This window comes from Streptomyces sp. NPDC024698 (genome assembly GCF_055559015.1).
This window is the reverse complement of sequence record NZ_JBVHLK010000012.1, coordinates 30992-56280: the sequence shown is the minus strand read 5'-3', so window position 1 is coordinate 56280 and position 25289 is coordinate 30992. Positions and strand designations below refer to the sequence as shown.

Genomic DNA, 25289 nt, shown 5'->3' with positions numbered 1-25289 from the left:
CGGGCGCGGACACCGACGCCCGGACGCTTCCTGTCCAAGTCCCTTTCCATTTCCGAAAACGGGAAACAACCGTGTCTCCAACACCTTTCCGCACACGTTTGCCAGGCGCAGTCATACGTCGCTGGCTCGGCCGTGGCGCACTCGTCGCCTCCCTCTCCCTCCTGCCACAACTCGTAGCTCCCGCGGGCTATGACTTCGCTGCGCAGGCTCAGTCCCAGGCCGCCCGCAAGCCGCTTGAGCATCGGCCCAAGGCGAAGACCGACAAGGTGGGCGTGCTTAAGCCCGGCATGTCCAAGGCCCCGAAGGACAAAGCTGCACCGGCAACCCGCCAGACCCGTGAGCGGCTGAAGAGGGCCGCCTGGCCGAAGGCCGGGAAGGCCACCACCGAGGTTGCAGCGACCGGCAAGGCCGCCATCACCATCGGCGGACTCGGCATGACGCTGACCCAGGAACCCGCCGCAGCAGCAGCGAAATCGGCGAAGACCAAGAAGCCGACGAAGGCCACCGGCCAGGCCGAGAAGGTGGTGCTTAGCACCCACTCCCAGTCGGCCGCGAAGAAGGCGGGCGTCAACGGCATCCTGTTCACCGTCGACCCGGCAGGAGCAGCATCCGGAAACTCCGCTGGTGACACCGACAAACTCCACCTCTCCCTGGACTACTCCTCCTTCAACGATGTCTACGGCGGCAACTTCGGCCCCCGCCTGCGCCTGGTGACACTCCCAGCGTGTGCGTTGACCACCCCGGAGAAGAGGTCCTGCCGCACCCAGAGCCCAGTGGCGGGCGCGGACAACGATGCAGAGTCCCAGACCCTGACAGGCACCGTCTCCGCCCGCGCACTCGCAGCCGGCACCCCGATGCTGCTGGCGGCGGCGGCCGACAGTTCCGGCGGCGGAAGCGACTACAGCGCCACTTCGCTGTCCCCGACCGCGACCTGGGAGGCCGGCGGTAGCACGGGTGACTTCACCTGGAACTACCCGCTGCGGGTTCCCCCAGCGACGGCCGGGCCAGCCCCGAACCTGTCGATCTCCTACAATTCCGCCTCAGTGGACGGCCGCACGTCCGGAGAGAACAACCAGACCTCTGTAATCGGCGAAGGCTTCTCGATCACCGAGTCCTACATCGAGCGCAAGTACGGCTCCTGCAAGGACGACGGCCAGTCCGGCAAGGGCGACCAGTGCTGGAAGTACGCCAACGCCACCTTGGTCCTCAACGGTAAAGCGGCGGAGCTGGTCAACACCTGCGCCGACAAGACGGCTTGTGACACCGCCGCCCTCTCCGAAGGAGCCGGGGGCTCGTGGAAGCTGAAGAACGAGGACGGCACCCGCGTCGAGCACCTGACCGGTGCCACCGGCAACGGTGACAACAACACTGAGTACTGGAAGGTCACGGACGCGTCCGGCATCCAGTACTTCTTCGGCAAGCACCGACTGCCCGGCTGGAGCGACAAGGGCACCACCGACACCGCCGACGACGACCCGGTCACCAACTCCGTATGGACCGTCCCCGTCTTCGGCGACGACTCCGGCGAACCCTGTAACAAGTCCACCGGCTTCGCCGACTCCTCCTGCAACCAGGCATGGCGCTGGAACCTGGACTACGTCGTGGACACCCACGACAACGCCTCCGCCTACTGGTACAGCAAAGAGACGAACTACTACTCCAAGAACGCCGACACCACGGTGAACGGCACCAGTTACACCCGCGGCGGCTACCTCAACCGTATCGACTACGGCCTGCGCAGCGACCTGATCTACTCGAAGCCAGCCGCCCAGCAGGTTCGCTACACCTACGCCGAGCGCTGCGTAACCTCGGGCGGCTGCTCCAGCCTGACGTCTGCCACCAAGGCGAACTGGCCAGACGTTCCCTTCGACATGATCTGTGCGGCCAGCACCAAGTGCACCACCCAGATCGGTCCGTCCTTCTTCACCCGCAAGCGCCTCACCGACATCACCACCTCGGTGTGGAGCGGCACCGGCACCACCCAGCGCGACGTGGACACCTGGCATCTGGACCAGAGCTTCCCCGACACCGGTGACGCCTCCTCGCCGAGCCTGTGGCTGAAGTCCATCCAGAACACTGGCAAGGCCAACAGCACCACGGCCGCCATGCCGCCGGTCGTCTTCGGCGGCATCCAGCTGTCCAACCACGTAGAGGGCAGCGGCCCAGACACCCTGCGCTACATCAAGTGGCGGGTGCGGACCATCAAGACGGAGACTGGCTCCACCATCACCGTCAACTACTCGGACCCCGACTGCATCTGGGGTTCGAGCATGCCGGCGGACATCGACAAGAGCACCCGCCGCTGCTTCCCGGTCAAGTGGTCCCAGTCTGGCGCGACCCCGGTCACCGACTGGTTCCACAAGTACGTCGTCACCTCCGTCTTCCAGGACGACCCCTACGGCCACGGCGACACCGGCGAGAAGTACTACGACTACCAGGGCGGCGCCGGCTGGGGTTACGCCGACGACGAGGGCCTGACAAAGGCCTCCAACCGCACATGGTCGCAGTGGCGCGGCTACGGCAAGGTCGTGGAGACCTCCGGCGACACCGAGGGCCCGCGCTCGAAGAAGTCCACGCTCTACATGCGCGGCCTGGACGGCGAGAAGGAACTCGACGGCACCGCCCGTGTGGAGAAGGTCACCGACTCCACCGGCACCGCGATCGACGACTCCCGCCAGTACGCCGGCTTCGTCCGCGAGACCATCGTCTACAACGACGCCGACGAAGTCAGCGGCACCATCAATAGCCCCTGGTCCCACAAGACCGGCAGCCACGCCTACAGCTGGGGCACCACTGACTCCTGGATCGTCCAGGCCGACGAGACCACCACTCGCACCAAGACCTCCACCGGCACCCGCACGGTCAAACAGAAGACCACGTACGACACCACGTACGGCATGCCGATCACCGTGGAAGACAGCGGCGACGCAGCCAAGACCGGCGACGAGTCGTGCGTGCGGACCAGCTACGCCCGCAACACCTTGGCCTGGATTGTGAACGCGGTCTCGCGCACCGAGACCTACAGCGTTCAGTGCGCGACCGCCCCGACAGTCCCTGACGACGTCGTCTCCGACGTCACCACGGCTTATGACGGCCAGGCGGTCGGTGCAGCACCCACCAAGGGAGAAATCACCGCCTCCTACCGGGTCGCGAGCTATGGTGAGCTCGACAAAAAGCCGGTCTACCAGCAGATATCCAGCTCCACCTACGACAAACTGGGCCGCCCGTCCACCGCGACCGACGCCCTCAACCGCACGGTCAAGACCACATACGTCCCCGACGACACCGGCTACGGCCCGCTGACGTCCAAGACCACCACGGACCCCAAGCTCTACAGCTCCACCACCGAGGTGGACCCGGCCTGGGGCACAGCCACCAAGACCACCGACGCCAACGGCAACACCACCGAGTGGTCCTTCGACGCGCTCGGCCGACTGCGGTCGGTCTGGAAGCCGGACCGTTCCCGCACGCTCGACGACGCCGCCAGCATCACCTACGCCTACAGCATCAACAACGACAAGGAAACCTGGGTCCGCACCGACGCCCTCAAGGCCGACGGCAAGACCTACAACAGCTCCTACGAGATCTTCGACAGCCTGCTGCGCTCCCGCCAGAAGCAGGTGCCCGCGCCGAGCGGCGGCCGGGTGATCTCCGAAACCCTTTACGACGACCGCGGCCTGGCCTATATCACCAACAAGCAGGTCCACGACAACAACGAACCCTCAGGCACCCTGGCCAACACCTACCTCGGATCCGTCCCCGCCTCCACCGAGACGGTCTACGACGCCGCAGGCCGCGCCACCGAATCGGTCTTCCGGGTCTACAACCAGGAGAAGTGGCGCACCAAGAACGACGAACAAGGCGACCGCACCGCAGTCACCGCCGCCGAGGGCGGCACCGGCACCCTGACGATCGTCGATGCCCGCGGCCGGATCACCGAGCGCCGCGAGTACAGCGGCTCCGTCCCGTCTGGCAGCGACTACACCCGCACCTTGTACGAGTACACCCCCAGCGGCCAGATCAAGAAGATGACCGGTCCTGACGGAGCGGTCTGGACCTACGGCTACGACCTGCGGGGCCGCAAGACCACCTCCACCGATCCCGACAAGGGTAAAACCGACACCACCTACAACGACGTCGACCAGCCACTGACGGCCACCACGACCCTCGACGGCGTCTCCCGCACCCTGATCACCGACTACGACGAACTCGACCGCAAGACCGGCACCTGGGACGGGACGAAAGACAACGCACATCAACTGACCAAGTTCACCTACGACTCTCTGGCCAAAGGCCAGCTGACCGCCTCGATCCGGTACGTCGGCGGCACCACCGGAAAGATCTACTCCCAGGCCGTCACCGGCTACGACGCCCTTGACCGTCCCAAGGCCACCAAGACCGTCATCGCTGCCAGCGACTCCCTGGTCACCGCTGGCGCGCCGCAGACCTTCACCACCTCCACCACCTACAACATCGACGGCACCGTCCAGTCCACCTCGATGCCTGCAGCCGCCGGTCTGCCCGCCGAGAGCGTGACCAACAAGTACAACGGCCTTGGCATGCTCATCGGCACCGACGGCATGACCGACTACGTCCAGAACATCGGCTACTCCCCGTATGGCGAGATCGAGGAGACCCGCCTGGGCACCTCCACCGGCGCCAAGCAGCTCCAGGTCTTCAACCGCTACGAAGACGGCACCCGCAGGCTGGCCAACACCCACACCGTCGACCAGACCAACACCGGCTACACCAACGATGTTGACTACGTCTACGACGCCACCGGCAACGTCAAGTCGATCACCGATAGCGCCAACGGCAAGGACACCCAGTGCTTCGCCTACGACGGCTACCGCCGTCTGACCGAAGCCTGGACCCCGACGTCCAATGACTGCGCCACCGCCCGCTCGGCGTCCGCCCTCGGAGGGCCGGCCCCGTACTGGACCAGCTGGGCATATAAGCCCGGCGGGCTGCGTGACACCCAGACGGAGCACAACGCCGCCGATGACACCAAAACCGCGTACGGCTATCCCGCAGTCAACGCCACCGGTGCCGGACAGCCCCACACGCTGACTTCAGTCACCGTCAACAGCGGTACCGCCAAGAGCTATACCTACGACGGGCAGGGCAACACCACCAAGCGCTACGGCCCCACCGGCACCGCGCAGAGCCTCATCTGGAACATTGAGGGAGAACTCTCCCGCCTTACCGAAGGCTCCAAGACCACCGACTACCTCTACGACGCCAACGGCTATCTCCTGATCAGGCGTGGCCCCGTCAACACCGTCCTCTACCTGAACGGTCAGGAGCTCCACTACGACACGGCTGCCAAGAAGTTCACCGCGCAGCGCTACTATCCGGCCGGCGACGCCACCGCTGTCCGGACCGAGACCGGCCTGTCCTGGATGGTCGACGACCACCACGGCACCGTCTCAATGGCAGTGGACGCCACCACCCAGGCCATCACCCGCCGCTACACCAAGCCCTTCGGCGAAACTCGCGGTGGGACACCGTCAGCGTGGCCCGACGACAAGGGTTTCCTCAGTAAACCCGCCGACACCGACACCGGACTGACCCACATCGGCGCCCGCGAGTACGACCAGGTCACCGGACGCTTCCTCTCCGTCGACCCCGTCCTCGCCTCCGACGACCACGAGTCCCTCAACGGTTACGCCTACGCCAACAACACCCCGGTCACCAAGTCCGACCCCACCGGCCTGCGGCCTGTAACGCCCTGCGAGTACGGGTGCAGTGACGGCCACGGCGGAAGCACTGTCGACCACCTGGAGCGCGACAGCCAGGGCGGATGGACAAAACTCGTCTCCACCCACACCTCCACCCAGACCTACCAGTACCAGAAGGCAGGCGGTGGTACTGGGAACGGAGTTATGTCCGTTACGGTCCGCACGGTCGGGGGCCACAAGTCAACTCAGGTGGTGTTTAGGAAGGGCCCAGAACCGGTACCGGCAAAGAGGACAGGGAACGGCGGCCAGGAAGGTTTGTGGGAGAAAGGTTTGAAATTTAACCACGATCACCGAGATGCGATCCAGCTGATCGGGGATGCGGGAGAAGCTGTCAATTATGGCGCTACGGGAATTGCAGGAACATGTGTAGTTGTGACAATGGGCGCATGTGCCGCAGGTCCCGCCGAGGTTCTCGCGGCGATCGGAAAGGTGGGAGCGGTAGTCAGCGCGGCAGCCAGCGTTAGTCAAGCTGTGGATTCATGCGCATATGACAACGGATCAAACTGTACCCACGATGTTTTCGGTGCAGCCGTAAGCGCCGCGGAGATAGCGCTTCCCTACCTGCCTAGCGCCGGCGCCAGGTTTGCACAAAGGGCGCAAGAGGCGTATACATCAGGCGATACCAGCAGTATAATACATCGAATCACAAAGTGGATGTTTTAGGGTAATCGACCTGTGGTCGACCCTCCAGGGAGGGTCGACCACAGGTCGATTGCTTGCTCAAGAGGAGAGATTGACCAGACTTGACGATCACGTACGCCTCCAGTTCCACAGAATCACTACATGCTAGGTTGATAAATGCGACACCGTAGACCTCAGAGAATAGCTTGCGGAATTATCGTGATCGCAACGTTTTCTGCTCTGCAAATTTTCGCGCAGCAAGCATTGTGGCACCAGCCGGCGTCGCTACGGCTAGCCGCGCTTTCGCCCATTCCCTTGGTTTTTTACTTCTCCCTTTCTTTCTATTTGCGTCCGTCTGTGACAATCGCGCAAGACTTGCTGGTTGTGCGCAACCTATTTAGCGTCTACGAAGTTCCGTATAGTAGCGTGATCTCGTGTGGTGGACGGCGTGCCCTTACTCTTGAGGTGTCCCATTATGGTCATCTTCCGGTGCTTGCGTACGACGTGAGCATCACAGGGAGGAAGCAGCGTGATGCGCTGGCCAATGAGATTCTGTCCCGAAAGCTCAATCCGGATGAAGGGAATTCTAATGCAAGATTCAGTAAGAGATATGTGATGGGGATTGCAGAGTTCTTGTGTTCGGGGGTAACTATTTTCCTGTGTGTCCTCTCCTTCGCGATATTGTGAACTCGCGGGTGACCACCGAGACGCTGCGGAACCGAGCTGCTGACGGACGACGTGCCGACGCCACGCCCCAGCCGCACCGACCAGGAACACGGTCTGGTGCACCGTCGCGAGCCGTGGGGAGTCAAGACCGACCTCCATACCGTCGTTCTTGGGTGCTCATCCGGGGTGATCGTCGGATCGCGGCGCCTCGCGCTCGGGTCCGCGCGGCTCGGTCGGCTTCGTTGCCGACTCCCAGGCGGACACCGCGGCCCGCCGCACCTTCAACGGGTCTGATGCAGGGGTGACAGGTTGACCTGCCCCACCTCTCAGGTTCCAGTTCTGGTGGCTAGAGGGCGTCTGAAAAGCCTGTCAGCGGGCAAGTTGCCTGATAGCGGGGTGGTGTCGCACTTTCGGGGGCTGGGGTGTGCGGGCTGCGTACCCGTTACTCGACGGATCTTTCCGATCCGGAGTGGGAGATCCTCTGTCCGCTGGTTCCGGCGGTCAAGCCCGGTGGTCGGCCGGCGAAACACACGCGGCGGGAGATCCTCAACGCGCTGGCGTACTGGCTGCGGGCCGGCTGTGCTTGGAGGTTGCTGCCGCATGACCTGCCGCCGTGGCAGACCGTCTACCACTACTGGCGGCGATGGCAGCAAGAAGGCGTGTGGGAGCGGATGTTGACGGTGCTGCGCGAGCGTGAGCGTGTGCGGCTCGGCCGGGATCCCACTCCCAGTGCGGCCATCATCGACAGCCAGAGTGTCCGGGCCAGCGAACGCGGCGGCCTGCACGGATACGACGGCGGCAAGAAGGTCAGCGGCATCAAGCGCCACCTGCTCGTCGACACCCGTGGCACCGTTCTGGTCACCTGCGTGAGCCCGGCCAGCGTCGGTGATCGCGACGGTGCCGCGGTGCTGTTCTCCCGGGCTGCCGAGACCTTCCCGCGTCTGCGACACGTGTGGGCGGACCAGGGCTACCGCGGCGCCGACTTCCATGCCTGGGCACAGGAAGCCACCGGTATCACTGTGGAGGTCGTGCAGCGCCGCGACGGAGGATTCCGTTCGACCTGGGCAAAGGTCGGGGCACCGCCTCCGCCAGTGGCCCTCTTCGCGGTGGTCCCGCGGCGTTGGGTGGTAGAGCGGACGTTCGCCTGGCTGGGACGGTGTCGCCGCCTGTCCAAGGACTACGAGTACCTGCGCGTCTGCTCGGAGAACGCCATCTACCTCACCATGACCATGCTCCTCATACGGCGCCTCGCAAGACCAGCCCGCTGACAGGCTTTTCAGACGCCCTCTAGACGAGGCGGAACTCCGGTTCGGTGATGAGGTGAACCTCTCCGAGTTGCCCGTGGACTACTACTGGAGCCTCGACCTTGCAGCCGCGTTCGACATGAGCAAAACGCCGACGAAGCTTGACTGCGGACAGGTCAGCGACGACGTCGCTGAGATCGGGGCGCTTGTACAGCGCGCCCCAGAGAACGTCATCGCCATGTGGCACGATCTCGATCACCTCGCCGGTGTGCTGCGCTTGCTCGCGCACCTCGATCTGCCGCGGTGAGCCCAGGGGACAGGTCTTGAAACCGTCGTGGCGCGAGTCACCGTGGGTTCAAGTCCCACACCCACCGCAGTGGTGGAGGGCCTCTGACCAGCAGGATCGGTCGGGGGCTCTCCTCGGTCCTGTCACCGCGAGCGACCGTGGTTCCCCGAGGTTCCCCGCCCGACCGGGCACGGTAGGGGCACGGTTCTTCCGTGCATGAGCACGGTCAGGCAGAGGGATCGCACTGGCGTCATGCTCTCGCCACAGCGGTTCCGAGATGCCCAGCACACGAAGTACGACTTCATTGATCATGTGCTCGTGAGCTGTCCGAAGTGCGCTGGGATTGCACACGTTGCCCCGATGGTGTCGGCGGCTGAGGGCGGGGTTCCTTCCGTGTTCGGGCGCCACCGCCTCGTCTGTAGGGCATGCGGTCTGTCGCGAGATGCTCCTGGGGGAGGCTTCCGCCTTTTCCGGGGGCGAGGTGAAGCGGCAGATCCCTACTTCGGTCTGCCGTTGTGGTTGCAGACAGAGACGCGACACGGCTGGCTGTGGGCCTACAACCCGGAACATCTGGAGCTGATCCGGAAGTTCGTACAGGCGCCGTTGCGTGAGCGAGCACCATGGGATGCGCAGATAAGAAAGATGACCCTCGTCGCGCGGCTACCAACCTGGATCAAGAGCGCGAAGAACAGAGATGAGGTTCTGCGGGCCATCGACCGGATCCGGTCGTCCCTCGTCTGACCAGCTCAACCACACACCTGCCCCAGCTCCCATCCCGTCTGCCGTCGACCCACACACCGTGGAGCGGGCGTGGTTCAGGGCGTCAAGGTGGAGCGTCCTGCTGGACGAACGACCGTGAGGATTGGTTGCGGCATCGCTCGGCGGTCTGACCCACCGAACGATTGACGCCTCGGGCTGTCCTTTCGAGGAATCGTCGGCCGAGCGGGCGGTGCCGCTTTGCGCGCGGCCGGCCGAGCGTCTGTGACAGTCCAGCAGTTCTTGCGCGGCAGGTCCGACAGCAGCCGAGCACCAACCGCCCAGCCCGGCGCCGGGGTCAGACCCGGGCGAAGCGGCCTGCCATCCGGCTCATCAGGCCCTCGAACGCCTCCTGCCGGCGGGCAGTGTCTGCGCTGTGAACGGCGGCCACCGCGTGATCGTTAGTCTTCACACACCGATGATCAACGGTGGCCGCACCCGTTCCCCCTGCCGGAGAACGGACATCGCCGGGCGAAAGCGGGGGTCGGCCTCTCCCTGTCAGCCTCTGAGGAGGCAGAAAGGGTGGCCTGCCGGATCTGCGAAGATCCTCCAACCGCGGGTGTCGACATGCAGCAGCGTGGCGCCGAAGCCGAGGACCTGTTCCTGGGCCTGGTCAAGGTCCGGGACATCGAGGTCCAGATGAAACTGCTGCGGGTACGTGCTGTCCGGCCACCGCGGCGCCCGGTGATCCTTCACGCGCTGGAACGCAAAGACCAGGCCAGAGCTCGTGTGAAGGGTCGAAAAGTCGTCGCTGACGGCCCACCGGGGATCGGACTGGTTGACCGCGCCACCGAGGAGCAATTGGTAGAACCGGGCGAGCTCAAGGACATCCTGACAGTCCAGAACCACGCATTGCAGCTTGCCGATCACCGGTGTTCCTCCAACAACACGGGCCCCTGGCTCTGGTGAGCGCCCAACGCGCAGGAAAGCACGCGCAGGACCGCCGAGCGCGTAGACCCTAGCCGCACCTTCCGCCATTCGTCCGTCACATCACGATCTACGGCTGGAGTATTTAGTGCTGGATTCCTCAAAGGCGGTACATATATCGGCGTCGTAGAGAGCGGGTTGGTGGTGGGGTGCGGCCCCAGATCCACGGGCGGGCACGGGAGTTGAGCGGGGATGTTGCCAGGCGGGTGGCGTGGGCGATGTCGTCGGGGCTGGCGAATGACCGGCCGCGAGGGCGGCCTTGCGGAAGATGCGCCACCAGGCTCATGGGTGCCCCTGGTGGGCGCGGATCGGCGCGATGCCGCGCAATCAGTGGCGCCAGGTCCCGGCTGTCGGGAAGAGGGCCGCCGGTGGCGACCGCCGGTAGCGGCGACCCGCTCGTTGGCCTGGTGATCACAGGTGGCAATGGCGTCCGGCCGGGCTGCCCGTTCCATTGGGCAGCCCGGCCGGACGAGGTGGTCACCGAACGTCGTAGGCGCGGGTGATGGTCTGGGTGACCGCGTTGCCGTTGGCGTCGGTAATGGTGGCCTTCGTCGTGACCTGCTTGCCGGAGGCGCCGGTGTGGTCGAGGACGGCCGTCCACTTGCCGCCCCGCCGCTGGGTCGGCGCCTCGGTCCAGGTGGTGCCGCCGTCGTAGGAGTAGGACAGCGAGGCCTCCGTGATCGCGCCGGGGGTGTACCCGGCGTGGCCTTCCACCGACAGGCCGACCCTGATGCCGCTCTGTGCCGGCAGGGTGTTCATGCCGTCCACCGGCAGGTCGTACGCCGGCGCGAGGATCGGCAGGCCGCGGGAGTAGACGTCCGGCTCCCGGTGGGAGCGGAAGCTCCACGTGGTGGTGACGGCGGTGGAGCGCAGCCAGTTCCGGTCCGAGGAGGGGATCTTCTCCAGGTTCTGGGTGAGCTCGTACGCGGAGTCCTCGTCCGGCACCTGGAACACGCCGTACGGGTCGTAACTGCTGCCGATCTGCTCGCCGTTGCGCTTCAGCGCCAGGTTGCCGAGGTCGCCGAACGACCCGCCGGAGGACCAGTGGTCGCCGGAGCCGTCGACCCAGAGCGCGTTCTGGAAGCCGATCAGGTCGCCCTGCCGCTCGGCGGACAGCATCAGCTTGCCGTCGGCGTCGCGCGGCGCGGCGGGCCGCAGGGGGCCGCCGTACCACTCCTCGGCGCGCCGATCTCCGGCCCGGTAGGTGCGCTCCTGGTCGCCCATGAACGCGGCGAACGGGAAGCTGGTCATCGCGCCGTGGTACCAGGCGTCGTCGCCGGTCGTGTAGTAGGCGGTGCGGGTACTGGGCACATGGACCCCGCGGAACGGGCTGACGGTGATGTAGTCGCTGTCACCCCCGGAGGAGCGGACGTACAGTGCGTCGAGGTAGTCGCTTTCCTTGCCCATGGCCTTCCATGTCTCGGTGACCTGGGCGAGCCTGGAGTCCCTGGGCTTGTAGACCTGGTCGGAGTACAGCGGACCCCGGGTCGGGTACGACAGGTTGTAGACGTAGGAGGCCCCGTCCTCGGAGCCGGTCGCCCGCCAGGTGGGCCGGAACTCGAAGGTGCCGTTCCTGGCACGTCCGTCGATGTCCGCGTAGACCTTCTGGACGCTCTTGCCGATCACGACCGAGCCGGACATCAGCCAGGTGTCGTCCCACGTGCGGCTGTAGCTGAACGTGGTGCTGTCCACTGTCGAGGGGCGGTCGGTGTGCAGGCTTAGCTGGTGGGCCTTGCGGGCGTCGAGGACGACGGTGGTGTCACGGGTGATCCGCAGCTGCGGCTGCGCGAGGTAACTGACCGACTCGACCGCGTTGTTGGCGTCGTACGAGATCACATAGCTGCTGAGAGCGTAGTCGCCCGGGCGCACGCTGTACGTCTGGTCGGTCGCACCCGCGTTGGTACGGCGCTCGCCCTTGTCGATGTCGAGCTTGACGAGGTCCAGGGAGGAGGAGCCGGCCGCGGGCTTGCCGTTGCGGTCGATGACCTTGACCCGGAGCGTGACCGTCTCCGGCTGGACGTAGAGGGTGACGGGCACGGAGACGTGCACACCTTCGCCGGTGGCCAGGATCCGGCCGGTGACCGCACCGTACTGGGCGTCCTTCAGGCGGGCGGTGGGGTCGATCCGCAGCGGCACCTGAGCGGTGGCCCCCGCGGGGACCCTCACCTTGCCCTCCTCCAGCTGGACGATGCCGGAGTCGACGTCGCTGCCGTCGTTGCCGTGCACTCCGCTGACCCTCAGTCTCAGGGTCAGATCGCGGCCGCCGGTGTTGGTGAACGGCACCTGCACGGTGGTGCGGTCCGATGCGTCCTGCGGCCAGTCGTAGCTGCCGGCCTGGACGGCCGGTGCGGAGAGCACCTTCTGGTTCACCGCGGCGAACACGTCGAGGACACCGGCGCCGGTCTGGTCGGCGCCGGCGACCTTGCCGCCGGTGCGGGCGGAGGCGACCAGAGCGGCCTTGATCTGTTGCGCGGTCCAGTCCGGGTGGGCCTGGCGGACGACGGCCGCGGCGCCCGCGACATGCGGGGTGGCCATGGAGGTGCCGGACATCGTCCGGTAGGCGTAGATGCCCCGTCCGCCCGCGTTGGCCGCCAAGATGTCGACGCCGGGGGCTGCGATCTCGGGCTTGAGGGTGTGGGTGACGGCGACCGGGCCGCGGCTGGAGAACTGCGCCGTGGTGTCGTCGTGGTCCACGGCGCCGACGGTCAGCACGCCGGGCGCGCAACCGGGCGAGGAGACGGTCTCGGCGCCCGGACCGGCGTTGCCGGCGGCGACGACGAACAGGGTGTGGGTGTTCTGCGAGAGCTGCTGCGCGGCCTGGGCCACCGGGTCGGCGCAGTCGCCGATCGCGGGGCTGCCCAGGCTCATGGAGACGACGTCCGCCTGCTGGTCGACGGCCCACTGCATACCCGCGATGACCCAGGAGTCCTGGCCGTAGCCCTGGTCGTTGAGGACCTTGCCGATGAGCAGGGAGGTACCGGGGGCGACGCCCTTCTCGCGGCCGTCACTGGCCGCTCCGGACCCGCCGACCGTGGAAGCGGTGTGAGTGCCGTGGCCCACCTGGTCGTCGGTGGTCTTGGAGTCCGTGAAGTTCTCGGACGCGGCGATCCGGTTGACCAGGTCCGGGTGCTCGGCGTCCACGCCCGTGTCCAGCACGGCGACCTTGGTGCCCTTGCCGTCGTAGCCGGCAGCCCAGGCCTCCGGGGCGTGCACCTGCGCGGTGGACTGCTCCAGCGTGGCCCCGACCTTGCCGTCCAGCCACAGCTTCTTCAGCGTGGAGGCGGAACGTGAGCGGGCGTTGGTGATGTCCTGCCAGAAGGTGGCGGCCGTGTCCTTGCCGGCCTTGAGCGCGACGCCGTCCACCGTCGGGAGGCTCAGGCCCCGCTCGGCCCCGCGAGGAGCCGCCGGCGTGCTGCGGGCGACGTTCACACTGTTCTGGTACGTGGCAATGAGCGGAAGCGTGTTGGTGTGTGCGTCGTCGTATCCCTGGCGGATGAGCCCGGTGACGTTGAACAGCTGCTCGTCGACCTTGCCCTCGGCGATCGCCCGGGAGGCGTCCTCCGGGTAGACGTAGAGGTCCTTGCCCATCTGAAAGGTCTGCACGATCGGCTGCGTGCCGTCCTCGCGGGGCAGGACGGCCGCGGAGCTGTGACCCGACAGGTCCGTGGTCACCAGCACCTTGTCCCCGGTGACGAGCGTGACCGACACCTGCTTGCCGCCCGCCGCCGCGGTCCCACCGCCGACGATGGGCCTCTTGCCCGAGGCACCGTCAGACTGCGTGTCCGCCGCCGCCCCGGAAGGCAGGACCGCGGTGACGGTCAGGACGACGACGGTCGCCGCGCCCAAGGCTGTACGCGTTATGGAGCGCATGGATCTCCCCACTGGATACCGTGAACATGTCAGGCTGTGGCTGGAGCCTGCCATGCATACGGATCGGCGGGGGACGCAGCGCGTGACGGGTTTCCCGCATGTCGGTTTCCCGTCACACGGTCACGTCCGGCGGCTCGTCGGCTCGGTGCGCTCGAGGCCCGAAAGGTGCGGGTACGCCCGAGTGTCCATCGCCGCGATCAACCGGGCGACCCTCGGACCGGTGGGTCAGAACCAGCCCGCACGTGCGGCGTACCACCCGAGCTGCAGACGCGAATCAGCTCCGGCGAGGTCCATCAGACGGCGGGTCCGTCGCTCCACGGTGCGTATCGAAAGGCCGAGTTGGGAGGCCACCCGCCGGTCGGAGACCCCCGCCAGCAACAGGGCAAGGACCTCCAGTTCCCCCTCTGTCGGCTGCTGATCGGCTGTCGACCCCGCGCGCACGCCCGTGGCGGTGGTGTACAGCGGACGAGCCTGGGCCCATTCCTTCTCGAAGAGATGGACCAGGGCCGTCAGCAGGCCACTGCGGTGCACCACGATGGCGCTCGGCTCACCGCCGGAGTCCGCCATGTCCAGCGGCACCATCGCACGCTCCCGGTCCGACACGACCATCTTCAGCGGCAACGAGTCGACCAGCCGAAGTTCGAGACCCGAGGCGATGGCCTCCCTCACGTCCCTGCCCACGTCGGGACCGTCGAGATAGTCCTTGGCCGCCACGACGCGGAAGGCGACTCCGCGGTCCAACGCGGAATTCTCGGAGATGTCGGTGTCCTCGCGCGGTACCGCGATGGGTTCCCCGACGAGGAAGACGAGCAACTCCCGCTGAGCGCCGCGCTGCAGTTGATGGAATCGGTGCGCCACCTGCTCCACGCCGACCACCACCTCCATGACGCTGCCCGCGGGATGTACCGCGGTGCTGCGGTACTGCTCGGTCAGCATCGCGAACGCGGTCTCGGCCCGCTGAAGCGCGTTGCGCTGCTCGACGAGGAAAGGGGCCAGGGCCACCGAGGGCGGGGTGATCCGGTAGCGGGCGGGCGGACGGCCCGCCCCGCGGTCCGCCGGGTCAGGTGTCCCGCTCCCGGCCTCGGCGGCGATCACCACCAAGCCACGTGTCGACAGGTCGAGCAGGATGCGGGTGGTCGCGGGCTCCTCCAGTCCGGTCTGCCGGGCGAGGTCGCGCGCGGAGGCTGTGGGGCGAGCCAGCAATGCGGTGTAGACAGCCTCTTCGGCCGGCCCCAGTCCCAATGCCTGCAGCATCCAGCTCCCCTCGCGGGCGGGCGCCGTCTCCCCCGCTCGATGCAACTCGGGCGAACCGAGCGGATCTTCCTCGGCCGACCTTATCCCACCGTAGGAAGTCACCCTGGGCTGCGCGGCGTCGGGCGGAATCGATCTCTCACTCGGTGGTTTGAACCACCTGGCCATCCCCGTAGCGGCTCATCAACACCGCGCGTTGGGGTAGTTGTGTCCGCCCTGGACTCCGCGCATCTCTCGCTCTGGCTGCTCAACCACTACAGCACCTTCACACTCGCCGTCTTCACCGTCGGTGGGACTGTCCTCCTCGCTGTTCGCAGCAGCGTGCTGTTGCGCCGCAGATACCCCTCGGTGGCCCGTAGGGAGCCCAACGAGATGGTCGGGGTGACACTCGGCATGTTCGGCGCGATCTACGGGATCATCCTCGCCTTTGTCATCGTCACTCTCTGGACCCAGTTGAACCATCGTCGCTTCCGAGGCCACGGACGCAGCGCTCATCACCCGTGACGCCACCGCCTACCCGACGCAGGTACGTGCTCGTCTCGACTCCACGATGAGCGGCTACGTCCACGCGGTCGTCGAGGACCAATGGCCCCGTATGCGAGCGGGAAATCCCAGCTACGGGACCACGGAAGCCCACCTCGCAGCCGCCTTACAGGTGCTCAGATCCTCTTCGTCGCCTCGGTCGCCGGGCTCATCGGCGTCAGTCTGCCCCTGGTCTTCGTCCTGGACCGCCCGTTCGCCGGTGAACTCAGCGTCAGCCCCGCCCCGTACAGAGAAGGAGCCCTCGCCGAGTACTGGAGCCGGGCAGCCGACGACGCAAGGGCCGGGCGCTGAGCGTCGTATCTCGGCTCGGCCGTTGAAAGCTGCCTGCGGCACGGGGTGTTCGATGCCGCCGAACGGTCGCTGAACGAGGCCTTGGCCGACGGGTGTGGGTGCGTCGAATCAACCTCAACCTCCGCGGGCGGTGCCCGGGTGACCTCGGACGGACCAGGCAACTCGTGGAAGCGGCCACGGTCCGTTGACCTGGGCGGACCGCAATGAACCTGGCGCCGGAAGGACTGCCGGTATCCACCAACTGGCGTTCGGCGGCGCGGAATTACGTGAGCGTGCACACCGTTTCCCAGCCGCGGAGCGTAACGCCGAACCGGTTCCCGTCGGGTCGAGGGCGCGCGCAGCGCCGCGTACTGGGTGGCGGGTGGCTGGGCTCAGATCCAGGTGTCGAGCCACATTCTGGCTTGCCAGTCGGCGTACGGGATCGTCTGTCCGGTGTAGACCGGGAAGAGGTAGATGAAGTTCCAGGCGATGAGCAGGACCAGCAGGCCCGCGGCCACCGCACCTCGTATGCGGCGCCCCTGAGTCGCTCCCGCAGGACCCAACAGGGCTCCCAGCATCATCGTCACGGCCAGGCACAGGTAGGGCACGAAGACGACCGCGTAGAAGGAGAAGATCGTGCGGTCCTGGTAGAGGAACCAGGGCAGATAGCCGGCACCTACCGCGCAGAGGATCGCGCCGGAGCGCCAGTCACGGCGCAGCGCCCATCGGTAGAGCAGGTACATGAGTGCGCAGCACGCCGACCACCACAGGAGCGGTGTTCCCAGGGCGAGGATTGCCTGTGCGCAGCCGGCCGTCGCGTGGCAGCCGTCCTGCCCGGGTGCCGGCGACTGGTAGTGGAACAGCACAGGGCGACCGAGGACCGGCCAACTCCAGGGGTTCGACTGGTACTTGTGGGGAGTACTCAGTCCCACATTGAACTGGTAGACGGCGTGCTCGTAGTGCCACAGGCTGCGCAGCGGAGCCGGGATCCACGACCATGTGCCACCCCGGGCGTCCGCCCAGTGGCGTCCGTAGCCGTTGTCGGACAGGAACCAGCCGGTCCATGCCGTCAGGTACGTCAGGACAGCGACCGGGGCGATGGACAGCACCGACCAGCCGAGGTCCTTACACAGCGCCGCGCGGTAGGGGCGGTGCGCTCCTGCCACGCGGCGAGCGCCGACGTCCCACAGCAGGGTGAGGATCACGAAGAAGGCGAGGAAGTACAGGCCGTTCCATTTGGTCGAGGCCGCCAGGCCCAGGCACAGGCCCGCGGCAAGCCGCCAGGGTCGCGCTCCCGTCCCGACACGGTCGCCGGTGTGTCCGTCCGGGCGCACCCGGCCGTCCTCGTCGACCGGCAGAACTGCCGCGAGCTGGACCCGCGAGCTGTCGCGGTCGATGAGCAGGCAGCCGAACGCCGCCAGGACGAAGAACATGACGACGAGGTCGAGCAGCGCGGTGCGGCTCATCACGTAGTGCAGGCCGTCCACGGCCATCAGCGCTCCGGCCAGGCAGCCCAGCAGGGTCGAACGGAACAGGCGGCGTCCTATTCGGCACAGCATCAGCACCGACAGCGTCCCAAGGAGCGCCGTCATGAAACGCCAGCCGAAGGGGGTGAGGCCGAAGATCCACTCGCCGAGGGCGATGACCCATTTGCCCGTCGGCGGGTGCGCGACGAAGGACCCGGTGTCGGAGAGCGGGATCACCTGCGGACCGGCGAGGATCTGCGGGTCGGAGATCTTGCTGCTGGGCCAGGTGCCCTCGTAGCCGAACCGCAGCATCGACCAGGCGTCCTTGGCGTAGTACGTCTCGTCGAACACGACCGCCCGCGGGCTGCCCAGACGCCAAAAACGCGGCAGCCCGGCCAGGAGCGCCACCAGCAGCGGCCCGCCCCACTGCGACCAGCGCGCCAGCCGGCGCCCCGTTGCCGGGGAGAACCCGAGCGTGCGCCAAAGCCATGACCCGGGTTCGGGAAACGGCACGACCAGGCGCTCGCGCACGGACACAGACGGACGCCCGACGTGCCCGAAGTCCCGCAGCCGCCGCTCCCAGGAGGCCGGCCGGCCATTCACCCCCTCCCCTGACTCGTCGACCAACACGGGCGTTTTCTCATGGATCACTGGTGAGCCTTCTCATGTGGAGGACAGGACGAGCGGGAGCAACTGCCCGGCAATCGGTGGTCGGTGATCGTCACGCCGGCTCGGGCCGGCCCTCGCTGACCGCGACTGCCCGAACCCGGACAAGACGCAGCCTGGGGAGGGTTGAGGCCACACCGGCCCGGGCGTCGAAGAACGGTGCGTTATCGGCCCCTCTTTCAGCCAAGGCGGAACGGTCACAGGACGGAGCAGGCAGGAGCCGGCACCGGGACCGACTTGGCGAAGCACAGAACGAGCCCGCCACGCCCTCACGTTGGACACGGAATTCACCTACCAGGAGCGACCGGAGTCCCCGCAGGTTCCACGTTTCCCGAACCGGTAACCCATTTCGGCGCGAACCCTGCCGGACAGGAGCTGTGCATCGACAGGGAAGCCGGTCGCCGTCGCGTCGCCGACCCGCAGCGACCCCGCGTTGGATGTCACTGGTGCGAGAGCCATCGGCCGTCTACCTGATCCGGGCCGAGGCGTGCGCGACGAAGGAGTTGAGGAACGTTCGCCCCTCGGCCGACCTCACCCGCAGTTCTTCGCGCTCTGCTGCGCGGTGAGGGGCGCCGATCATCCCATGGTCTGCTCTGCCTGTGCATGCAGGTCGTCATCGGGTACGAGCAGGCGCAGCCGATGAACAGCCTGGAAGGCCTGACCGCGGATCCGGAAAGCTTCCGTTCTGGCCGCCACGTGCGCCGGACCGTCACGTTCCTCGTGCTGACGGTGCCACCAGTCGTGCTGGCTCGGAATGAATTCGTTGGTCGCTGCGGTGAAGACGAGAACGGCGCTGTGCTGGTACTCGAGCAGCGTTTCGCTATCTGGCCTGGTGAGAGGCGTCGTCGGGAGTGTAGTTGGCAGGGGGCATGTAGTGGGCGGTGTTGCCGGACCGCCCTCCAACGAGTGGCCTCGTCGTCGGTGATCTTTGCGGCCCGGCAGCGTTCGCGGTCGTCCGTCGGGGACTTGGGCAGATACAGCTCGCGGTCCACCAGGGCGCGTGCCAGGGTGGTGGCGGAGGCGGCGAAGACGCCGATCTGGCAGTTCTCGGTGCGGCCGGCGGTGCCGGAGTACTGGCGCTGCACGCCTGCGGAGGTGGTGCCTTTCTCGACGCCGGCGACGGAGGCCTTCGCAGGGCTGGCGGAGCAGGAATCGCGTGGTCACGCGCTCATGGGGTAACGGATCTATCAGGAGATCCCGGAAGGGCCGTCGACTGGAAGGACTGTCACGTGGAAAGCGCCGACTGGCTGCTCACCTCCGCTCAGCGGGGGAATCCGGCGTCGCGCGTGGACCGCCGTCATGCCGACGGTGGGGCGTGGTCCACGGGCAACGACGTCCGCCCCCTGGTGCACGGAGCGGTGTACTTCGCCGAGCTGCTCGCGGCCGTGCGGGCGCAGCGAGCCGGCGACATGTTGATGTTCACGGACTGGCGGGGCGACCCTGACGAGCTGCTGGACGGACCGAAGAGCGCTATCGGCGACGTGTTGTGCGACGCCGCACGCCGCGGTGTCGTCGTCAAGGGGCTGGTGTGGCGCTCGCACCTGGATCGGTTCCAGTTCAGCGAACAGGAGAACTACCACTTGGGGGAGGAGATCGAGGAGGCGGGAGGGGAGTGCCTGCTCGACATGCGGGTGCGGCCGGGTGGATCGCACCATCAAAAGTTCGTGGTGCTGCGCCACCCGGGTCGGCCCGAGCAGGACGTCGCCTTCGTCGGCGGAATCGATCTTTGCCACAGCCGCAGGGACGACGCCGCTCATCAGGGGGACCCGTTGGCGCAACCCATGGCCGACGCCTACGGTTCCCGTCCGCCCTGGCATGACGTCCAGCTGGCGGTGCGCGGGCCCGCCGTCGGGGATGTCGAGGCCACGTTCCGTGAGCGGTGGACGGACCCGGCTCCGCTCAGTCGCAGCCCGCGCAGCCGGCTGCGGGCGGCACTGCGGGGCGAGGACACACGGGCGGATCCGCTCCCGGTGCAGCAACCCGACCCGGGCCCGCGCGGTTCCCACACGGTCCAGATCCTGCGCACCTACCCGAACCGCCTCAGGGGCTATCCGTTCGCTCCCGACGGTGAACGCAGCATCGCCCGCGCCTACACGAAGTCCCTGCGGCGGGCACGCCGGCTGATCTACCTGGAGGACCAGTACTTGTGGTCGGAGAGTGCCGTCCAGCCATTCGCCCAGGCTCTCGCGGATCATCCGGGGCTGCGGATGATTGCCGTCCTGCCGCCAGTGCCGGACCAGGAGGGGCGGATCAGCACACCGATGAATCTGCTGGGCCGGATCCACGCTCTGGAAGTCCTGCGACGGGCCGGCGGCGACCGGGTGGCCGTCTACAGCCTGGAGAATCACGCCGGGACACCCGTGTACGTCCATGCCAAGGTCTGTGTCATCGACGATGTCTGGGCCGCGGTCGGGTCCGACAACGTCAACCGGCGCTCCTGGACGCACGATTCGGAACTCAGCTGCGCTGTCCTCGACGAGACCCGTGACTCCCGTGAACCGATGGACCCCGGCGGCCTGGGTGACGGCGCCCGCGTCTTCGCGCGCGAGCTGCGGTTGTCGTTGAATCTCGAACACCTTGACCGCGCCGGAGACGGGGAAGCGGCTGCACTCTGCGACCCGGGCCGCGCATTTGCGGCCTACGCCGACTCGGCCGCCGCTCTGGACGCGTGGCACGACGGCGGCCGTCACGGTCCGCGACCGCCGGGACGGCTGCGCACCTATCACCCGCCGCATCTGTCCCGCATCACGCGGGCCCTGACCGAGCCGCTCTACCGGGTCGTCGCCGATCCCGACGGCCGCCCGCGCTCTCTGCGTCGGCAGGGCGCCTACTGACGGTGTCCCGGACGGGTGAGGTGACCCGGTGGGACGCGGACGTGGTAGGAGCGGAGTCCCTGGGTAACCGGACCTATGCCGTAACGCGTCGCGGACGAAGTGCTCGTGGGCGTTGGCGCAGGGCGAGAGCGGTTCAGGAGCGTCCTGGGCGGCGCGCCACACCTGTTCGAGTCAAGGAGAGGCGCCGCGATGTCTGCGCAGTCCGGGTCCGAGTCCGTTGGGCAAGAGCGGGGCGCGGTTGAAGAAGCGGCGCGCGGCTCCGGTTCCGGACCGGCGGACGCCGTAGAGGGGTCCCGGAAGGCACCCCAAGAGCCGCCGCGCCGAGATCCACGCCGCGAGCGCAGGCGGTCGTGGGTGACGGTGGGGTTCGGTCTGGGCCTGGGCGCGAGTCTGGCGTGGCTGGCTGTGCAGACCGTGCTGCGGGTCAGTTCGATGCTGACCTTGCTGCTGCTGGCCGCGTTCGTCGCCATCAGTCTGGAACCGCTCGTCGCGTGGTTCACGCGCCGGGGTCTGCGGCGCGGCTGGGCCGTCGCGATCGTGCTGACGGGGTTCATCGCGGTACTCGGAGGGTTCCTGGCTCTGGTCATTCCGCCGGTGACCAACGAGGTGTCGTCGGTGGTCGATGCGGTGCCCGGTTGGTTGCAGCAGGTTCACGACCACCAGTCGGCGATCGGTCGTCTGGAGGACCGCTACCACCTGGTCGAGAAGGCCAAGCAGCAGATCGGGTCGGGAGACGGAGCGACCGGCCTGGCGGGCGGTGTTCTGGGCGCAGGCCAGATGGTCCTGAGTACCCTCACGTCCACGGCGATCGTGATCACGGTGACCCTGTACTGCATGGCGGCCCTGCCGGCCATCAAACAGTTCTGCTACCGCTTCGTGGCCGCGAGCCGGCGCGAACGCGTCGAGGGCATGGCCGAAGAGATCATGAATCGGATCGGGAAATTCATGCTCGGCAACCTCGTCACCTCGGGTATCGCCGGCTTGGCGACCTTCGCCTGGTGCGTGGGCACCGGCGTCCCCTACGCAGCCGCCCTGGGCATCTTCACCGCCCTGATGGACCTGATTCCGATCGTCGGCTCCACTCTCGCCGGCATTGTCGTCAGCCTCGTCGCGCTGTCCGTTTCCCTGCCCGTCGCGATCGCGACTGCGGTCTTCTACGTTGTCTTCCGGGTCGCCGAGGACTACCTCATCGTGCCGCGGGCCATGAAGTTCGCGGTGGACGTCCACCCCTTGGTCACCGTCCTCGCGGTGCTCGTCGGCGGCGCGCTTCTCGGCATCATCGGTGCCCTCGTCGCCATCCCGGCGGCCGTCGCCGTCGGTCTGGTCCTCGACGAGTACGTGTTTCCCACCAAGGAGCGGAAATGAGGACGCGTCTTGTCGGCTTCCGGCGTCCGTCGGCCCCGAGGGAGAAGGCCACGACGTTTGTCGGGGATGCACTGTCCGCATCCCACTCTGAGTGCACCACCGCTCAGGCCACTTCGGTGTCCCCCTCGATGGCCTGGAGGTGGTTGTTCAGTCGGTAGCTGTTGTGTTGATCGAGACGACTTCGCAGTGTGTAGGAGGCGCTCGAGGATCGCGGAGGCTAGGACGCCCCTGGAACGAGGCGAAGCTGGTCTGGTGTTGATAGCCCACTTCGTCGACCACGAGGACGGGGTACGGCCGGAGTGCCAGGCGGGCCTCCTGGTCCCGTCGGCCCGTCTCCCGCCCTTCCTGCGGCTTCTCGGCCCGCCCGATGGGAGCCGTAAGGCCAAGCGGGGCTACTGCCTCGGCACCGGCTGAGCTTGTTTGCTGGGATCAGAGCCGTGCCGCCCCCCCCGTTGACCCACGAGGAGTCCTCATGAACCTCCCGTTCCGTCCCGAGCCGGAGCTCGCCGCGCGCCCGGCGCCATCGAGGACGTCCCCATGGACGAGGCGCGCCGTCAGTTCGAGGCCAACGTCTTCGGCGCCATGCGTCTGGCCCAGCTCGTTCTGCCGCAGATGCGCGCTCAGCACTCCGGCACCATCGTCAACATCACCTCCATGGGCGGCAAGATCTACACCCCCCTCGGCGGCTGGTACACGGCGCTCATCGAGGACCGCCCGATCCTGCGCCTGCTGTTCGTTCGCCGCGACCCGTCACACCGAGACCGCGAACCCGACGACCACGGCCGTCGTCGCAGCGCTGCGCACCGCCGCGCGGCAGGGTCGCGCCACGCACCTCCCGGCGGTCTAGGACAGGCCGTCGAGCGGCCGGAGGAAGCGGCGCTCGTACCGCTTGATGCAGCGGGTGTCACGAGCCAGTTGGAACGCTTCCTGGCACGCGTCCGTCAGGCCGCGTGGCCGCAGATCAGCCGCCACGTAGACCGCGGCGATCTGGGCGACGGTCTGAGCGCGAGACCAGCCCATGGCCAGACGCCATGCTTCCAGCGCGGTGACTTCATGCAGAGCGGTGCGGATCTCTGTGACGGTTCGCTCGAGAGTGTGGTGTTCGCGCTGACAGCGCATGCGTAAGTGCTGCGCCTCGCGCTGTATCTCAGCTCGGCGTGCGCGGGTGACGGTGGCCATGCGATCCCCCGAAGGACAGGCACGGATAACGGGGCCGGGCCGTGTCCACGGTAGTCGTTGCGCGGTGCTGCGGGAGGCGAACGGCATTGCGGGCAACCCGCAATGTGCGGGCCCCGACGAGGCAATGACGAACCATCACCGGTCGGGCCACGCTGGTGAAGCGGTCAGGTCTCCGGCCGTTTCCCACTCTTCAGGAGGACAACATGCCGACGAACACCAGCACGGACAGCTCGGCGGGACAGGCCGCCTGTCTGCTGCGAAGCCGCCGGGCCATCGCCGCCGCCCGCGGTCGCTCCGCCATTCCGTCCGACGGCGGCGGCACCGGTCGCAGCGACGGCAACGACTAGAAGTCCCCTTCCGGCGATGAGCGAACTGCGCATCGCGGAGCGTCTGGGCCAGGACACCTTCCTGGCCCAGACACTGCACCGCGACTACCGTCACCTGTCCGGCGCCCTGTCGAAGAACGAACTCGGCGCCCTATGCTCGTTCGACGTCCTCAACGACTTGATCTCCCGCCACCGACTGGAGCCGCCCCGCCTACGCCTCGCGCACGCCGGCGAGATGCTGCTCCCGCACCGCTACGCGGCCCATGTGACGACCCGCCGATCGACGGTCTGGCAGCGCGTCCATCCCGCCGAGCTCCACCAGCGCCTCGCGGAAGGTGCCTCCCTCGTGGTTGACCAAGTCGATCACCTTCACGAACCGATTGGGGACCTGGCCGCCGAACTGGAGGGCTGGCTGCGCTCCCCTGTCCAGGTCAACGCCTACGCGTCGTGGACGGCCGCCGAGGGGTTCGGCACCCACTGGGACGACCACGATGTCGTCGTCGTGCAGATCGAGGGCGCCAAGCGGTGGAGGCTGTTCGGACCCACGCGCCGCGTCCCGCTGCACCGTGACGTCGCCACGCCTGAACCGCCCCCCGCCGACCCGATCGTTGAGCTCGTCATGCACCCCGGTGACGTTCTCTACGTGCCACGCGGCTGGTGGCACGCAGTTACCGCCGACCAGGGCACCCCCTCTCTGCATCTGACCTGCGGGATCACGCCACCACATACCGGCAGCCGACTGTTGACGTGGCTGGCAGACGAGCTCCTGTCCTCGGACACCTTCCGCATCGACCTGCCCCTGAACGCGAGCCCCGAGATACAGGCCCAGTTCGTCAAGCGCTTCGGTAAGGAAGTCACATCAGCTCTGGACAACGGCTCCGTGTTGGCACGGTATGCAGCCGCGCAAGACGTCGCGGACATGGGCCGCATGAGACCGTCGCTGCCCCACCTGACGACTGTTCCGCCCGAACCGGGCACCCTCGTGCGGCTGACCACCGGCCGAGCCCACGTCGCCCGGGTGACGATTGACGGCGAGCACCTGGTGCGCATCCGGGGTGCAGGTCAGGAGGTCGACGCTGCGGCGGACGCCGCACCGCTGCTCCGCCGACTCCTGCACGTCGGCTGGCACCGGCTCGACGACCTCGCGGCCGCAGCCGACGTCGCAATGGTCGACGCGGCTGCCGTGGTCACCGAGCTGGTCGCAGCCCAGATGGCGGCTGTCCGCGCCCAGGAGCTGGGATGAGCGCCGTCCTCGGGCTCGGCACCTACCGCATCCCC

Annotated in this window: 15 protein-coding genes and 4 pseudogenes; 12 read left to right on the top strand and 7 right to left on the bottom strand. The window is 67.3% G+C overall.

Annotated features, from left to right (window positions below; all coding sequences use genetic code 11):
• Positions 1-113: 113 nt before the first annotated feature.
• The 4 genes from ACZ4AA_RS24820 to ACZ4AA_RS24805 all read left to right on the top strand — a co-directional run bounded on the left by ACZ4AA_RS24820 (position 114) and on the right by ACZ4AA_RS24805 (position 8579).
• Positions 114-6404, top strand: a complete 6291-nt coding sequence (locus ACZ4AA_RS24820) for an RHS repeat domain-containing protein (RefSeq protein ID WP_467607261.1) — start codon at positions 114-116, stop codon at positions 6402-6404.
• 177 nt (positions 6405-6581) lie between these two features.
• On the top strand, positions 6582-7049 hold the full coding sequence (locus tag ACZ4AA_RS24815) for a PH domain-containing protein (RefSeq protein ID WP_467606762.1): 468 nt from the start codon (positions 6582-6584) through the stop codon (positions 7047-7049).
• Between the two features lie 401 nt (positions 7050-7450).
• Positions 7451-8296, top strand: coding sequence for an IS5 family transposase (locus tag ACZ4AA_RS24810; protein ID WP_467606758.1), 846 nt, complete (start codon positions 7451-7453; stop codon positions 8294-8296).
• A gap of 52 nt (positions 8297-8348) precedes the next feature.
• Complete coding sequence (locus ACZ4AA_RS24805) at positions 8349-8579, top strand: hypothetical protein (RefSeq protein WP_467606755.1); 231 nt, start codon at positions 8349-8351, stop codon at positions 8577-8579.
• Positions 8580-9535: 956 nt separating this feature from the next.
• Here ACZ4AA_RS24805 and ACZ4AA_RS24800 read toward each other — a convergent pair.
• From ACZ4AA_RS24800 to ACZ4AA_RS24785, 4 genes and pseudogenes are all read right to left on the bottom strand, one after another.
• Positions 9536-9705: pseudogene (locus tag ACZ4AA_RS24800) on the bottom strand (IS701 family transposase); the annotation flags it as partial.
• A 107-nt stretch (positions 9706-9812) separates the two neighbouring features.
• Positions 9813-10184, bottom strand: coding sequence for a VOC family protein (locus ACZ4AA_RS24795; protein WP_467606751.1), 372 nt, complete (start codon positions 10182-10184; stop codon positions 9813-9815).
• Positions 10185-10718: 534 nt separating this feature from the next.
• On the bottom strand, positions 10719-14111 hold the full coding sequence (locus tag ACZ4AA_RS24790; RefSeq protein WP_467606746.1) for a S8 family peptidase: 3393 nt from the start codon (positions 14109-14111) through the stop codon (positions 10719-10721).
• 225 nt (positions 14112-14336) lie between these two features.
• Entirely contained in the window at positions 14337-15365 is a 1029-nt protein-coding gene (locus ACZ4AA_RS24785; protein ID WP_467606741.1) for a TrmB family transcriptional regulator, read from the bottom strand.
• Positions 15366-15569: 204 nt separating this feature from the next.
• Between ACZ4AA_RS24785 and ACZ4AA_RS24780 the strand changes: the two genes are divergently transcribed.
• On the top strand, positions 15570-15866 hold the full coding sequence (locus tag ACZ4AA_RS24780) for a bestrophin-like domain (protein ID WP_467606737.1): 297 nt from the start codon (positions 15570-15572) through the stop codon (positions 15864-15866).
• A complete protein-coding gene (locus ACZ4AA_RS24775) occupies positions 15823-16269 on the top strand; it encodes a bestrophin-like domain (RefSeq protein ID WP_467607258.1) in 447 nt (148 codons plus the stop codon). The genes ACZ4AA_RS24780 and ACZ4AA_RS24775 overlap by 44 nt, the downstream gene beginning before the upstream one ends.
• 298 nt (positions 16270-16567) lie before the next feature.
• Here ACZ4AA_RS24775 and ACZ4AA_RS24770 read toward each other — a convergent pair whose 3' ends face one another.
• Positions 16568-18244 carry a dolichyl-phosphate-mannose--protein mannosyltransferase gene (locus ACZ4AA_RS24770; protein WP_467606733.1) on the bottom strand — a complete coding sequence of 559 codons (1677 nt, stop codon included), beginning with the start codon at positions 18242-18244 and terminating at the stop codon, positions 16568-16570.
• Between the two features lie 977 nt (positions 18245-19221).
• A pseudogene (locus ACZ4AA_RS24765) lies at positions 19222-19419 on the bottom strand (transposase); the annotation flags it as partial.
• 117 nt (positions 19420-19536) lie between these two features.
• Between ACZ4AA_RS24765 and ACZ4AA_RS24760 the strand changes: the two are divergent.
• The 4 genes and pseudogenes from ACZ4AA_RS24760 to ACZ4AA_RS24745 form a co-directional block, all read left to right on the top strand.
• On the top strand, positions 19537-21141 hold the full coding sequence (locus tag ACZ4AA_RS24760) for a phospholipase D family protein (protein ID WP_467606728.1): 1605 nt from the start codon (positions 19537-19539) through the stop codon (positions 21139-21141).
• 354 nt (positions 21142-21495) lie between these two features.
• A complete protein-coding gene (locus ACZ4AA_RS24755) occupies positions 21496-22506 on the top strand; it encodes an AI-2E family transporter (protein WP_467606725.1) in 1011 nt (336 codons plus the stop codon).
• A gap of 252 nt (positions 22507-22758) precedes the next feature.
• Complete coding sequence (locus ACZ4AA_RS24750; protein WP_467606721.1) at positions 22759-22920, top strand: hypothetical protein; 162 nt, start codon at positions 22759-22761, stop codon at positions 22918-22920.
• 96 nt (positions 22921-23016) lie between these two features.
• Positions 23017-23193, top strand: a pseudogene (locus ACZ4AA_RS24745) (SDR family NAD(P)-dependent oxidoreductase); the annotation flags it as partial.
• A gap of 156 nt (positions 23194-23349) precedes the next feature.
• On the opposite strand, the pseudogene ACZ4AA_RS24740 reads toward ACZ4AA_RS24745, so the two are convergent.
• Positions 23350-23439 (bottom strand): annotated as a pseudogene (locus ACZ4AA_RS24740) (NIPSNAP family protein); the annotation flags it as partial.
• A 449-nt stretch (positions 23440-23888) separates the two neighbouring features.
• On the opposite strand from ACZ4AA_RS24740, the gene ACZ4AA_RS24735 reads away from it, so the two are divergent.
• Together ACZ4AA_RS24735 and ACZ4AA_RS24730 are read left to right on the top strand one after the other, a co-directional pair.
• Positions 23889-24032, top strand: coding sequence for a hypothetical protein (locus ACZ4AA_RS24735; protein ID WP_467606717.1), 144 nt, complete (start codon positions 23889-23891; stop codon positions 24030-24032).
• 16 nt (positions 24033-24048) lie between these two features.
• Positions 24049-25254, top strand: coding sequence for a cupin domain-containing protein (locus tag ACZ4AA_RS24730; RefSeq protein ID WP_467606712.1), 1206 nt, complete (start codon positions 24049-24051; stop codon positions 25252-25254).
• Positions 25255-25289 lie beyond the last annotated feature (35 nt).